Below are 14,304 nucleotides of genomic sequence, written 5' to 3' on the forward strand. Positions count from 1 at the left end.
AGGGCTTACTTGGTGCCGAACATACGGTCGCCCGCATCGCCCAGACCCGGCATGATATAGCCTTTCGAGTTCAACTCGCGATCCAATGCGGCGGTCACGATATGCACATCCGGGTGCGCCTCTTTCATTCGTGCAACACCTTCGGGTGCCGCCAGCAGACAGAGGAAACGGATATCCGTCGCGCCCGCCTCTTTCAGCAGATCAATGGCGGCGGCAGAGCTGTTGCCGGTGGCAAGCATCGGGTCAACAGCAATGACCAGTCGGTCTTTCAACCCTTCGGGTGCCTTGAAATAATACTGAACAGGTTTCAGCGTTTCTTCGTCGCGGTATAGACCCACGAAACCGACACGCGCTGAAGGCACCAGTTCCAGAACGCCATCCAACATCCCGTTTCCGGCACGCAAGATAGACACCAAGGCCATCTTCTTACCCGCCAGAATGGGTGCATCCATCTCTTCCATCGGCGTTTCGATACGGCGTGTGGTCATAGGAATTTCACGCGTGACCTCATAGGCCAGCAGCAGAGTGATTTCGCGCAGCAATTGCCGGAACACGGCGGTCGAGGTGCCTTTGTCCCGCATGAGCGTCAGTTTGTGCTGCACCAGCGGGTGATCGACGACGGTCAGGTGTTCGCTCATGTTGTCTCCAGTCTTTTCTTGACCCGCGCGCGGGTGTCTTCATCGCAGAAAGCCGCATTTAGGGCCGTCTCATTCAGTGCCGCAAAATCTTCGGCCTCCCAGCCAAAAGCTGCGTTCAACATCTCATATTCCCGCCGCATGGTCGTGTGAAAAAATGGCGGGTCGTCAGTGGATACCGTGACCTTCAAGCCTGCGTCGCGCAAGCGCGCAATGGGGTGGGCCGCGAAATCAGGGAACAGGCCCAGTACCACGTTCGAGCCCGGGCAGACTTCGAGGGTTACGCCGCGGTCGACCAGCTCTCGAACAAGATCCGGGTCTTCGATGGCACGGACACCATGGCCGACACGTTCGACCCCTAGATCACGGACGGCATCGCGAACGCTTTCAGGACCACCGAACTCACCCGCGTGAGTGGTCAGACGTAGACCGGCTTCACGTGCGCAATCGAAAGCCCATTTGAAATCGCCTTGCGCACCGATGGATTCGTTTCCGCCCATGCCGAACCCGGTGATCCAGTCGCCCGCGGTCTCAGCCGCACAATAGGCGCTGCGCTTGGCCTGTTGGGGACCGAAGTGGCGCACACAGGTGATAACGCCACGCAGAGTGATACCGAATTTGCGCTCGGCCTCGTCTGCGGCATCCTGAATGGCGTTCAGATAATCGCGCCACGCGTTCAGATCGCCGCCGCCACAGAAATCCGGGCTCAGAAAAGTCTCAGAATAGACCACGCCATTCTCAGCGCTTTCTTCCAGAATGGCCAAAGTGAGCCGCCGGAAGTCTTCGGGCGTTTTCAGGACTTCGCAAGCAGCTTCATACACGCTCAGGAAATGCGCGAAGTCGCGGAAATCATACGATCCGTCCGGCTTGAAGATACCGCTCAGGTCCACGCGTTTTTCATGCGCGAGCTGGCGAATGAATGCGGGGGGCGCTGCGCCTTCGTGATGCAGGTGCAGTTCGATTTTTGGAAGGTCGGCGACGCTCATAAAAAATTCCTACCCGGCCCTTGCGCCGGAATGTTCAGGTGATGGGCAATGCTGGCGGCTATGTCGGCAAAGTCTACTTGCCCGATTTGCCCCGCACCTTGCCCTGCTGTCAGAACCGGCACCTGTTCACGCGTGTGATCCGTTCCGGTCCAGCTGGGGTCATTGCCATGATCAGCAGTCAGCAGCAATAGATCACCGGGACGGAGCTTTGCCAGAATCTTTCCGATCTCGCGGTCGAACCATTCCAAAGCGCGTGCATAACCGCTGACGTCGCGGCGATGGCCGTAAAGGCTGTCGAATTCCACGAAATTGGCAAAGGTTAAACTACCCTCTTCTGCCTCGTCCACGAGATCAGACAGGTGCTGCATCAATTCGGTGTCCGACCCTTTACGCAGTGTGTCGATGCCCTGCATCGAGAAGATATCGCCGATCTTGCCCACGGCGTGCACCTTGCGCCCTGCATCCTGCACCCAATTGGTCAGCACTGGTGCGGGCGGCAAAATTGCGAAATCCTTGCGATTGGTCGTGCGTTCAAAGCCCGTCTCTGGTGTGCCGACAAAGGGGCGCGCAATGACACGACCCACTTTCATCTCATGCAGACGCGGTGCAAGTGCGCGGCACATGTCCAGCAGCCGGTCCAGCCCAAAGCTTTCTTCATGAGCGGCGATTTGAAACACACTGTCGGCAGAAGTGTAGCAGATCGGCCAACCGGTCCGCATGTGCTCGGCACCCAACTCGGCGATGATCGCAGTGCCCGACGCATGACAATCCCCAAGTACGCCTTCGGTCCCGGCTGCTTCAGCCGCTGCTAGGCGCAATTCCGTAGGAAAAGCAGGAACCGTGTCTGGAAAGTAATGCCAATCCCATGGCACCGGTAGGCCGGCTAGTTCCCAGTGGCCCGAGGGTGTGTCTTTGCCGGGCGAATGCTCGCACGCGCAGCCCCACAGGCCGGTGGGTTCTGCGTTCAATCCCGGGGTTGCGTCACCGGACGCCAAGCGCACAGCCGCGCCAAGACCCAATGCGTCGAGATGCGGCAGGTTCAAAATACCGGAACGACCCTCTTCCGCGCGCCCCTCGGCGCAAGCCTTTGCAATGTGGCCCACTGTATTCGCCCCGGTATCCGGAACGTCGCCATTAAAAAAGCGGTTAGCATCTGACGCTCCGCCAATTCCGACGGAATCCATGACCACAAGAAAGGCGCGGCTCATACACTGATCCTTTCGTGAACCAGGTGGGGCACCGTCGGAGCAGTATCGCTGATCGTGATCGCGTCAAGCACGCTTTCAGCGGCGCGGCGCGCAGCGTCTTCCCGTGCCGCATGGATTACAGCGATTGGCGCCCCTTTGGACACGTGATCCCCCAGCCGGAGAATGCCAGAGATCCCAACGGCCGGGTCGATCTGGTCGCTTTCGACCTGACGACCACCGCCCAGCGCAACGACAGCCAGACCCAGCGCCTCACCGTTGATAGCCGCAATATAGCCGTCCTTCGGAGCAGAAACTTCTTGGATGACACTTGCCTCTGGCAGGAACCGGGCCCAGGTTTCGACGAACTGTACGGGGCCGCCGACTGCTGCCATCATACGACCAAAACGTTCCGCGGCGCGCCCGTCGCGGATGATTTCGGCGATCTTTTTCCGCCCTTCCTCAACCGACGCACTCATGCCTGCGTCAGTCAGAAGAACACCCCCCAACTCGGCAGAGATGTCTGCCAACGGTGAAGACTGCGATCCTGTCAGGGCCTTCATGACTTCGGCAATTTCCAATGCGTTGCCCAGCGCTGGTGCCAATGGCTGGTTCATGTCCGTGATGACGGCTGATGTCCGACACCCCGCTGCGTTCGCGGTTTCAGTCAATGCAAAGGCCAGCTTGTTGGCTTCTTCCATCGTTTTCATGAAGGCACCGCTGCCGACCTTGACGTCCAAAACCAACGCATCCGGGCTGGCAGCCAGCTTTTTGGACAGGATCGATGCCGTGATCAGATCCAGGCTTTCGACCGTCGCGGTCACGTCGCGCACCGCATAAAGTCGCTTGTCCGCCGGAGCAATCTGACCCGTTGCGCCCACTATGGCCGCACCGGTTTCGTGCAAGATCTGAGCAAGGCGATCCTGTCCGATCTGTGTGCTGACACCCGGTATCGCTTCAAGCTTGTCCAGCGTGCCTCCAGTGTGCCCCAACCCACGGCCCGAGATCATCGGAACATAAGCACCGCATTCCGCAAGCGCCGGGGCAAGTACCAGACTGACACTATCCCCAACCCCGCCGGTCGAGTGTTTGTCGATCACTGGCCCGTCCACGTCCCAGGTGAGAACCTCACCGCTATCGCGCATCGCAACCGTCAGATCCGCACGCCCCTGCGAGCCCAATCCACCCATGCAGACGGCCATGGCAAAGGCCCCGGCCTGCGCGTCGCTGACGCTGCCATCGGCTAGCCCCTGCGCGAACCAGATCAGTTCCTCGCGCCCCGGCACCTGCTGCTTGCGCAGTTTTGCAATGATCGAACGGGCGTCCATATGTTCAGATGTCCTCCATATGGGACGCATCGAACGCGCCCGGCAGTAAGTCACCGATGGTTGTTTCGAACTCGGCACCATCCACTGTCGCCAGAGTGACTTTTACATCGCGCTTGCCAAACTCGGCCAGTTTCTGGCGACACCCACCACACGGAGGAACCGGTTGCGGACTTGACGCAACCACATAGACCTCGGTCAATTCCTGCTCGCCTGCGGCAACCATCGCAGCAATCGCGCCAGCCTCAGCGCACGTGCCTTCGGGGTATGCAACATTTTCAACATTGCAGCCGGAAAAAACCTGACCCGAAGAAGACCGTAACGCCGCACCAACCTTGAAGTTCGAATAGGGCGCATAAGCGTTTTCCCGGACAGACAAGGCAGCATCTTTCAGCGACATGGCGATTCCCTATTTTTGATCATCTGGTCAGAAAATTGGACCCTACCGGAAAAAGGTGGGGGAATAGAAGCCCCCCTTCCCTTGTTTTTAGTTCACCCCAGCGTTGTGTTGAAGGTGCCGGGCAAGGTGACTTCCAGCAATTCGATATCGTCCGACGGCGCCGATAGGCGCGTACGCATCCCAGGTGGAATGACAAATGCATCGCCTTGTTCCAGCCGGTATGGTTCGCGGTCTTCGCCTTCCAGCGTAACTTCGCCACCCATCACAAAGGTAAATTGGATATCAGTGTCATGGCTGGCCCATTCCGGATCGCCCTTCCCTTTGCGCACAACCTGAACCCCCGCGACACCTTTGGTGTTTTCAGCAATCGTTGTGTCGCGGCAAATGTACCCAGGCAAACGGAACGGCACCCATTCGGCATCCTTTGCCTGATTGTAAACAAAACGTTGTCCCTGCCATTCCCGATCTGGACGAAAATCCGGGGTGGGTAGCTGCATGTCATGATCGATTTCCGTGACATGCTCGGCCGGCACTCCGATCTCAATGACCTGAACGTTGTCGGATGCCTCCAGCACGCGGTGGCGAATTTCCGGCGGTTGGATAAAGCAATCGCCAGCGGTCAGGCGCATTTTCTCACCTTGATCTTCATAGACCACATCGACCCATCCATGGATGCAAAAGATCAGCTGAAACCCGACCTTGTGAAAATGTACCATGTCAGGCACCGGGCCACCGTCGGGGATACGTATGTGACTGGCGATGATTGATCCGCCCAAACGATCCGGTACCAGATCGCGGTAGTGCATTCCTGCGCGACCAATGATCCACGGCGCTTGATCCTTTAGTCTGCGCACCACGAAGGAATGGACCGTTTCAGGCATCACAAGCGGCGGGTTCAGCTCTTCGATTTCAACACGCGTCCCGTTTGGGGCGACCAGAACACGCTTACCTTGGGCAAAACCCTCGGGGTCATCCGTCAGGATACGCAGCGTTCCGGCGCTTTCAGGTGCATCCTTTTCGATGCGAAGGCGCAACCCATGACCTGAAAAGACCCCAACACGAGGGTCGTCTGCCGGATAGATCATGTCCATTTTCATCCCTAGCACTTTTGTAAAAAAGGGGATGTCGTCTCGCAGTTCCTGCGTGGGCAGACGGATTTCAGCGTGTGTCTGCGATGGATCGGCTGTCTTGGTCATGGAGCGTTCCGTTGGATTGCGTTTCGGGCCATCCGATCAGAACAGAGGCCAAAATGCCAATCGAAAAGAACATCTCGAGCGTTTCTTCCAGAACAAAAAGGCGCACCATCATGAGATCTGACAAAGCACCAGCATATAATCCGGAAAATTCTTCCAGAAGCTGGGCGATCACGGCAACACATCCCGGCGCGATAAACACCATCAAAGAAATATTGCGTTGTTTGAACGCGCGCCAACCTGTTGGAATACCATGCCAGACGGCACCACCGAGCACGAGGATGACCAAAGCAACCCTGACCCAGGTGACGTCTAAAAAAACATCCAAGCCGTGAAGGATCGTGAACGGTAGACTGCCTTCGGAATAGATGTCGGCCTCTAACTCACGCTCGGCCAGCAGGAGGCAAGTCAGGCCAATATACGCTCGGGTAACACCCCGATAGCGCCATAGCCCCGCAAGACCGGCGGCGAACAAACCTGCGGCTGAGATTGTTTCGATCGGGCCACCTTCCTGATTGAACCTCGCTGCGAACTCAGGCCAGACGAAAACAACGCAAACGAGAGCACCCGCCAAAACCGCCATGCCCCACAGCACCAGCCGGGAAGAGCCGACATCGGTAAGAAAGCCGGACGATGAGCCTCCGACTGTGTCACTTAACTTGATTGTCATTACTGCTTTTTCTTGCCTGAGTGGTCTTTGAATCGCAAAGTCGTGTGCATGTAAAAGTTCTGTGACAAAATTCAATCCGCAGACACTTCACAGTTGCGACAACTCGCCGAAGTGACGCAACGTAGCCAAGCCCGAAAAAATAGTTTAAGGTTAAATCAAATTTTCTAGGGAGAAGAACGACCGATGCCTGACACACCCAGCTTGAGACAGGCTGCGCTTGAATATCACGCACATCCGAAGCCCGGAAAGCTTGAGATCAAGGCCACGAAGCCAATGGCCAACGGGCGCGATCTGGCTCGGGCCTATTCGCCCGGCGTGGCAGAGGCCAGCCTTGAGATCAAGGCTGATGCCGCAAATGCCGAGCGTTACACTGCACGTGGAAATCTTGTTGCAGTGGTGTCCAACGGCACTGCCGTTCTCGGGCTTGGGAATATCGGAGCGCTTGCCTCGAAACCGGTGATGGAGGGCAAAGCTGTCCTTTTTAAAAAGTTCGCAGGCATAGATTGCTTTGATATCGAAGTCGACCAACCTGACCCCGAGAAGCTGGCGGATATCGTTTGTGCGCTGGAGCCGACATTTGGCGCGATCAATCTGGAAGACATAAAGGCCCCCGACTGTTTCATAGTCGAAAAGCTATGCCGCGAACGCATGAACATCCCGGTGTTCCATGACGACCAACATGGTACCGCCATTGTCGTTGGGGCGGCCGCAAAGAACGCCTTGCATGTGGCAGGGAAATCATTTGGCGACATCAAGGTCGTTTCAACCGGCGGCGGGGCCGCAGGGATTGCCTGCCTGAACATGTTGGTAAAACTGGGCGTCAAACGCGAGAACATCTGGCTGTGTGATATTCATGGGCTTGTCTATGAAGGCCGGGCCGAGGACATGAACCCTCAGAAGTCCCGGTTCGCCCAGAACTCGGATCTGCGAACACTGGATGACGTGATCGGCGAAGCAGACTTGTTTCTCGGCCTCAGTGGCCCAAACGTCCTGAAACCCGAGATGGTCGCGAAAATGGCCAGCCGACCGATTATTTTTGCACTGGCCAACCCAACCCCGGAAATCCTGCCTCAGGCCGCGCGCGAGGTTGCGCCGGATGCGATCATCGCCACAGGGCGCAGCGATTTTCCAAATCAAGTCAATAATGTACTGTGTTTCCCCTTTATTTTCCGGGGTGCGCTGGATGTAGGTGCGACAGAAATCAATGATGAGATGCAGATTGCCTGTGTCGACGGTATCGCCGAAATGGCACGCGCAACAACCAGCGCCGAGGCCGCAGCTGCATATAAAGGCGAACAGCTGACATTTGGTCCAGATTACCTGATTCCCAAACCTTTCGACCCTCGTTTGGTTGGTGTGGTCTCATCATCCGTGGCCAAGGCCGCCATGGAAAGCGGCGTCGCCAAACGACCAATCGAGGATCTGGAAGCATATAAGGAAAAGCTGAACCAGACCGTCTTCAAGTCTGCCCTTCTGATGCGCCCGGTGTTCGAAGCAGCAGCGGCAGCATCCCGCCGGATCGTGTTTGCCGAAGGTGAAGATGAGCGGGTTCTACGGGCCGCGCAGGCGATTCTTGAAGAGACAACAGAAACGCCGATCCTGATCGGACGCCCCGAGGTGATCGAGGCGCGCTGTGAAAGGTTGGGCCTGACCATCCGCCCCGGAACCGATTGTCAGATCGTGAACCCGGAAAACGATCCGCGTTATTACGATTACTGGAACTCATACCATCAAATCATGCAACGCCGCGGCGTCACACCGGATCTGGCCAAAGCGATCATGCGCACCAACACCACCGCGATTGGCGCAATCATGGTCCATCGCGGCGAGGCTGACAGCATGATCTGTGGCACATTCGGCGAATATCGCTGGCATCTGAACTACGTGGAACAGGTGTTGGACGAAGGTGACCTGCGTCCGCATGGCGCTTTGTCTCTGATGATTTTGGAGGACGGGCCCTTGTTCATCGCCGACACCCATGTGCGTCAACTGCCCACGCCCGAGGAATTGGCCGAAACCACAATTGGTGCCGCGCGGCATGTACGCCGGTTCGGGATCGAACCCAAGATTGCCTTCTGCTCGCAGTCGCAATTCGGAAACCAAGCCGAAGGATCCGGCAAAAGGTTGCGCGCCGCGCTGAGCATTCTGGATCAACAGCCGCGTGATTTCGTTTACGAGGGTGAAATGAACCTGGACGCCGCCTTGGATGCGGACCTTCGGGCACGCATCTTTCCGGGATCGCGGCTGCAAGGCGCGGCAAATGTGCTGATTTTTGCTCATGCTGATGCTGCCAGCGGGGTGCGCAATATCCTCAAGATGAAAGCGGATGGGATCGAAGTAGGCCCCATTCTTATGGGCATGGGCAACAAGGCTCATATTGTCACGCCTTCGATCACTGCGCGCGGGTTGTTGAATATGGCGGCCATAGCGGGCACCCCGGTTGCGCATTACGGTTGAACAGGCTTAGCAAGAAAACCAAAACCGCGCCCCAGTATAGGGTGCGGTTTACCTATAGTTTACCGCGGCTCTGTTATTGAAATTCACGTATAGACTGGTTTTCTGAAGGCGGCCGCATCGACCAGACCTTGCGCGTTAGGGTGAGTCGTGACCCGGTCTGTTTTTTGCAGCAAGTAGTTTGCAGTTTTGCAAAATGGCCTCAAAAATATCGAATTACCAATATTGAAAAAGGGGTTTGCAAAACTTTGCAGCCCTCTCAGCGGGTTCCTGCAAATATTTTGCGATAAACTGACGCGTCGTCATTTGATACGCTTGCCCGATAGTTTTCTGGGTCCTAACACAATGTCCAAATCGTTGTGAGGAGGACGAGATGGCGTATCAGGACGTTTATGACAGCTGGAAAACTGACCCCGAAGCGTTCTGGATGGACGCTGCCAAAGGGATCGACTGGGTAAAAGAGCCCAGCAAAGCGTTGTTCGACGACAATGCGCCACTGTATGAATGGTTCAGTGATGCGCGGGTCAACACGTGCTGGAACGCAGTAGACCGCCACGTGGAGAACGGTCGCGGCGAACAAACCGCCATCATCTATGACAGCCCTATCACTCACACCAAACGCGAGATTTCATATGTTGAACTGCGCAACCGCGTGGCCAACCTTGCCGGTGCGCTGCGGGCCAAGGGTGTCGAAAAGGGCGACCGCGTTATCATCTACATGCCGATGATCCCCGAAGCGCTTGAGGCGATGTTGGCCTGCGCCCGTTTGGGTGCAGTGCATTCAGTCGTGTTCGGCGGGTTTGCCAGCAATGAATTGGCCGTGCGCATCGATGACGCCAAACCCAAAGCGATCATCGCCGCATCTTGCGGGATGGAACCGGGTCGTGTCGTGCATTACAAACCCTTGCTGGACGGCGCAATCGACCTGGCTGAACACAAGCCTGAATTCTGCGTCATTTTCCAGCGTGAACAAGAGGTTGCCCAGCTGGTCGAAGGGCGCGACTTCAACTGGCACGGCTTCCAATATGGGGTTGAACCGGCCGAGTGTGTGCCGGTCGATGGCAATGATCCGGCCTATATCCTTTACACCTCTGGCACCACAGGCGCGCCCAAGGGCGTCGTGCGCCCAACTGCCGGACATCTGGTGGCGCTGAACTGGTCAATGAAGAATATCTATAACGTCGATCCGGGCGATGTGTTCTGGGCAGCATCCGATGTGGGTTGGGTCGTGGGCCACTCGTATATCTGCTACGCACCGCTCATCCACGGGAACACAACCATCGTGTTCGAAGGCAAGCCCGTCGGCACCCCCGATGCGGGCACCTTCTGGCGCGTGATCTCAGAGCATAAGGTCAAAAGCTTTTTCACCGCCCCTACAGCGATCCGCGCCGTAAAACGAGAAGACCCAAAAGGCGAGATGATCGCCAAGTACGACCTGTCCCATCTGCGCGCCCTTTACCTTGCAGGCGAACGCGCTGATCCAGACACCATCATCTGGGCGCAAGATGCACTGAAGGTTCCGGTGATCGACCATTGGTGGCAAACCGAAACAGGTTGGGCCATCGCCGGCAATCCTCTGGGCATCGAAGAGTTGCCGGTCAAGCTGGGCTCACCCGCCAAACCAATGCCGGGCTATGACGTACAGATTCTGGATGAAGGCGGCCACCCAATGAAAGCGGGGGAGCTGGGCGCCATTGCGGTCAAACTACCGCTGCCTCCGGGCACATTGCCCACCCTTTGGAACGCAGAGGCACGGTTCAAGAAATCCTACCTCGAGCACTTCCCCGGATATTATGAAACCGGCGATGCAGGCATGATCGATGAGGACGGATACCTCTATATCATGGCGCGGACCGATGACGTCATCAACGTGGCAGGCCACCGCCTGTCGACCGGCGGGATGGAAGAGGTTCTGGCCGCCCACCCCGACGTGGCCGAGTGTGCAGTGATCGGTGTATCGGATCAGTTGAAGGGTCAGATGCCGGTCGGGTTCCTGTGCCTGAATGCGGGCGCAGACCGGGATCACAGTGACGTGGTTCAGGAAGTGGTCAAAATGGTGCGCGAAAAGATTGGCCCTGTTGCAGCATTCAAACTGGCCGTTGTCGTAGACAGGCTGCCCAAGACACGCTCGGGTAAGATCCTGCGCGGTACCATGGTCTCAATTGCCGATAATCAGGACTATAAAATGCCCGCCACGATCGACGATCCTGTCATCCTTGACGAAATCAAAGACGCCTTACAAACAATCGGTTACGCCAAGTAACCCGGGGCGGCTCAGGCCGCCCTTTTCGCGTCTGCACTTGCATCCTGGATCAGGCCCCCTACTCTCGCTGTAAACAGTGAGGGCCCATGACACATTCCGACATTTGGCGTCTCAGCGCTACAGATTTGACCAACCTGACACGTCGCGGCGATCTGAGTGCGACGGAGGCTGTTCAGGCTTCGATTGACCGGATGGATGCGGTTAACCCGGACCTGAACGCCGTGGTAGAGGATCTGCGCACCGAGGCCTTGGAACGCGCGCAATCCCTGGATCGCGCACGTGCAAACGGTCACCCGACCGGAGCCCTTCATGGTGTGCCGGTCACGATCAAAGTGAATGTCGACCAAAAAGGGCACGCCACCACCAATGGCGTTGTGGCATTGAAAGATGTGATCGCACCGGATGATGCGCCGATCGTCAGCAATTTGCTAAATGCCGGAGCGGTCGTCATCGGGCGAACCAATACGCCAGAATTTTCGTTTCGGGCCGACACCGACAACCCTCTTTACGGGCGCACGCATAACCCATGGGGGCGGCATATCTCATCCGGCGGATCTTCGGGCGGAGCGGGCGCAGCCGTAATGGCAGGTATCGGTGCGCTGGCTCATGGCAATGATATTGGCGGCAGTCTGCGCTTTCCCGCAGCGGCCAACGGAGCGGTCACAGTAAAGCCTGGGCTGGGGCGTGTCCCAGCCTGGAACCCAAGTCAAACGGTTGAACGAGGATTGTTGGCCCAGTCGATGTCCGTTCAGGGCCTGATCACTCGATCAGCCGCGGATTTGCACCTGTCGATGCCAAGCGTGATCGCGGCCGACGCGCGTGACCCTTTCCATGTGCCAATGCCTTGGCGCGGCGAAGCCCCCGAAGGACCCATCAAGGTTGCTTTCACGAAAAACACCTTTGGATATGCCCTGCATCCCGAGGTCGAGAAGGCGCTTGATACGGCACGGGATGCTTTGGTCGATGCTGGCTATGCCGTGGACGAGGTTGATCCACCGGACGTGTTTGAATGTGGCAGGATCGGCTACCGGACATTGATGGGCGAAGTTTTGGCCTTGATGAAATCGGATATCGAAGCAGCGGGATCGCAGACCATTCGAGAGATTTTCGATGTCTACTTTCAGGAATTCCCACCTATCGTCGAAACCGAGTTGGTTAAGATGTTGGCCAAACGCAGCCACTATGCGCGTGAATGGTCGCTGTTCTTGCAAGACTATCCGCTCGTTCTGTCGCCGTTCCTGCCGCAGCCCTTTTTCAAGCCCGACCGGGATACAGAAGGAGTGGAAGGTGTTCATGAGGTTCTGGGCTGTGCCGTGTATTCTTATGCGATGAACTTCCTGGGACTGCCAGCAGCCTGCGTACCCGCACGGCTGGCAAACTTGCCTAAAGGGTCTCAGCCGATCAACGTTCAGATTGCTGCCAATCGTTGGCGCGAAGATTTGGCAGTGGACGCCGCGGCAGCCATTGAAGCACGTGTTGGGCAAATGTCTGTCGCGCTGTGGGATCGGATGGAAGCCACGTAGGCGGAAGCAAAAAAATAGACCCTGGGTCATTGTGCCCAGGGTCCGACTGCTTAAATAAGCCCGGAAATCTGATGACGAGCGTAGCACCACCCACCCTCGCCAGCGCAAAATTTGCACAATCATTCGAAAACGCCGTTCAGGTGGCCACTCACTCCCACCTTGGCGTGTTCTCCGGGTGAATTCACCCTAGCCAATTCGCGATAAATTCCCTGTGAACTGGTTCACATAAGCCAGAAAAAAATGCGCGGCGGCAAAAATTCATGTGAATTGTTCGGAAATTAGGCGTTCTTCAAGGCCATGACCGGGGTCAAACAGTATGCGGTGAGCTATCGCCGGTTCGGACCTGATTTCGACCCAATCAATTTCCGGGAATGAGATGGAATCGGCATCCGCCATAACCGGGCGTTTATCCGCATCCAGAACATCAAACCGAACCTTCGCGATCTTGGGCAAAAGCGCACCGCGCCAACGGCGGGGGCGAAAAGCGGCAATCGCTGTCAACGCCAAAACATCTGATCCGATGGGCAGGATCGGTCCGTGCGCGGAATAATTATAGGCTGTCGATCCGGCTGGCGTTGACAACAATGCCCCGTCGCAAACCAGTTCCGGCATCCGCACACGGCCATCAACGCTGATCTTCAGCCGTGCCGCCTGTGGCCCTGCCCGCAGCAGCGACACTTCGTTAATGGCGAGCGCCTCGTGAAGCGTGCCGGATTGATCCATTGCCCGCATCAACAGCGGGTTTATTACTTCTTCCTCGGCATCCTCGAGACGCGCCATCAGGTCGTCTTCGTGGTATTCGTTCATCAGGAACCCGATCGTGCCTCGGTTCATGCCGTAAACCGGTGTATCAAGATGCTGCATGTTGTGCAGGGTGCGCAACATGAAGCCATCCCCGCCCAAAGCGACAACAACATCAGCATCCCGCGGTGCCGCGTTTCCGTGTTTGGCAACCAGAATATCCCGGGCCGTCTGCGCCACTTTGACATCGCTGGCAAGAAAGGCGATTCTCTTTTTCATGTTTTCCGGTTTCCGGTGCTACACATTTGGTTCCGAAACAAACATACCTTTCCCCAATAGGCCAGTCTTGACGCCCCAGCAGGCCAAATCGTCGCTTTATGGCTTTTGAAGATGCAGCGTTTCCGATAGGAAATCCGCAAGTTTTTACCCAGCCATGTGGAGCGCCCATGAACGCCAATCTTCGTGACACCGGATTTTTCACCCAGTCCCTATCGGACCGTGACCCTGAGCTTTTTGGCTCGATCACATCCGAGCTGGGTCGTCAGCGCGACGAGATCGAGTTGATCGCATCCGAGAACATCGTCTCTGCCGCCGTGATGGAAGCGCAGGGCTCGGTCATGACCAACAAATACGCTGAAGGCTATCCGGGTCGGCGCTATTATGGCGGTTGTCAGTTTGTCGATATTGCCGAGAACCTGGCCATCGACCGGGCCAAGCAGCTGTTTGGCTGCGGCTTTGCGAACGTGCAGCCGAACTCGGGCTCTCAGGCCAACCAGGGTGTGTTCCAGGCGCTGATCCAGCCCGGCGACACCATTCTGGGCATGAGCCTGGATGCCGGCGGTCACCTGACCCACGGCGCGCGCCCGAACCAGTCGGGCAAGTGGTTCAACGCGGTGCAATACGGCGTCCGCAAAGAAGACAACATGCTGG

General features: G+C 57.0%; 12 protein-coding genes. 4 read left to right on the forward strand and 8 right to left on the reverse strand.

All coding sequences use genetic code 11. From position 1 onward, the window contains the following. Positions 1–5: 5 nt before the first annotated feature. The 7 genes from upp to ACR0EV_RS22470 form a co-directional block, all read right to left on the reverse strand. The gene (gene upp / locus ACR0EV_RS22440; RefSeq protein WP_480802120.1) at positions 6–638 is read right to left on the reverse strand and encodes a uracil phosphoribosyltransferase; all 633 of its coding nucleotides are present in this window, start codon (positions 636–638) and stop codon (positions 6–8) included. Then, positions 635–1,621 carry an adenosine deaminase gene (locus tag ACR0EV_RS22445; RefSeq protein WP_480802121.1) on the reverse strand — a complete coding sequence of 329 codons (987 nt, stop codon included), beginning with the start codon at positions 1,619–1,621 and terminating at the stop codon, positions 635–637. The genes upp and ACR0EV_RS22445 overlap by 4 nt, the downstream gene beginning before the upstream one ends. Then, positions 1,618–2,829, reverse strand: a complete 1,212-nt coding sequence (locus tag ACR0EV_RS22450) for a phosphopentomutase (RefSeq protein ID WP_480802122.1) — start codon at positions 2,827–2,829, stop codon at positions 1,618–1,620. The genes ACR0EV_RS22445 and ACR0EV_RS22450 overlap by 4 nt, the downstream gene beginning before the upstream one ends. Continuing rightward, entirely contained in the window at positions 2,826–4,133 is a 1,308-nt protein-coding gene (locus tag ACR0EV_RS22455) for a thymidine phosphorylase (protein ID WP_480802123.1), read from the reverse strand. The genes ACR0EV_RS22450 and ACR0EV_RS22455 overlap by 4 nt, the downstream gene beginning before the upstream one ends. Before the next feature lie 4 nt (positions 4,134–4,137). After that, on the reverse strand, positions 4,138–4,530 hold the full coding sequence (locus ACR0EV_RS22460; protein WP_480802124.1) for a cytidine deaminase: 393 nt from the start codon (positions 4,528–4,530) through the stop codon (positions 4,138–4,140). Between the two features lie 92 nt (positions 4,531–4,622). Next, positions 4,623–5,726: a cupin domain-containing protein gene (locus tag ACR0EV_RS22465; RefSeq protein WP_480802125.1), complete on the reverse strand. Its 1,104-nt coding sequence runs from the start codon at positions 5,724–5,726 to the stop codon at positions 4,623–4,625. Beyond that, positions 5,689–6,393 (reverse strand): hypothetical protein, encoded by a 705-nt coding sequence (locus ACR0EV_RS22470; RefSeq protein WP_480802126.1) that lies wholly within the window; start codon positions 6,391–6,393, stop codon positions 5,689–5,691. The genes ACR0EV_RS22465 and ACR0EV_RS22470 overlap by 38 nt, the downstream gene beginning before the upstream one ends. Positions 6,394–6,576: 183 nt before the next feature. Here ACR0EV_RS22470 and ACR0EV_RS22475 point away from each other — a divergent pair, with 183 nt between their 5' ends. The 3 genes from ACR0EV_RS22475 (at position 6,577) to ACR0EV_RS22485 (ending at position 12,633) form a co-directional block, all read left to right on the forward strand. Further along, the gene (locus ACR0EV_RS22475) at positions 6,577–8,850 is read left to right on the forward strand and encodes an NADP-dependent malic enzyme (RefSeq protein WP_480802127.1); all 2,274 of its coding nucleotides are present in this window, start codon (positions 6,577–6,579) and stop codon (positions 8,848–8,850) included. Positions 8,851–9,220: 370 nt separating this feature from the next. After that, positions 9,221–11,110: a propionate-CoA ligase PrpE gene (prpE, locus tag ACR0EV_RS22480; RefSeq protein ID WP_480802128.1), complete on the forward strand. Its 1,890-nt coding sequence runs from the start codon at positions 9,221–9,223 to the stop codon at positions 11,108–11,110. Between the two features lie 86 nt (positions 11,111–11,196). Further along, positions 11,197–12,633 (forward strand): amidase family protein, encoded by a 1,437-nt coding sequence (locus ACR0EV_RS22485; protein WP_480802129.1) that lies wholly within the window; start codon positions 11,197–11,199, stop codon positions 12,631–12,633. A gap of 258 nt (positions 12,634–12,891) precedes the next feature. Here the strand turns inward: ACR0EV_RS22485 and ACR0EV_RS22490 are convergent, their stop codons facing one another. After that, a complete protein-coding gene (locus ACR0EV_RS22490; protein WP_171091113.1) occupies positions 12,892–13,653 on the reverse strand; it encodes an NAD kinase in 762 nt (253 codons plus the stop codon). Between the two features lie 167 nt (positions 13,654–13,820). On the opposite strand from ACR0EV_RS22490, the gene ACR0EV_RS22495 reads away from it, so the two are divergent. Further along, the coding region (locus ACR0EV_RS22495; RefSeq protein WP_480802130.1) for a PLP-dependent aminotransferase family protein at positions 13,821–14,304 on the forward strand (484 nt) is incomplete at its 3' end.

It is taken from the genome of Ruegeria sp. CF8, from assembly GCF_056537285.1.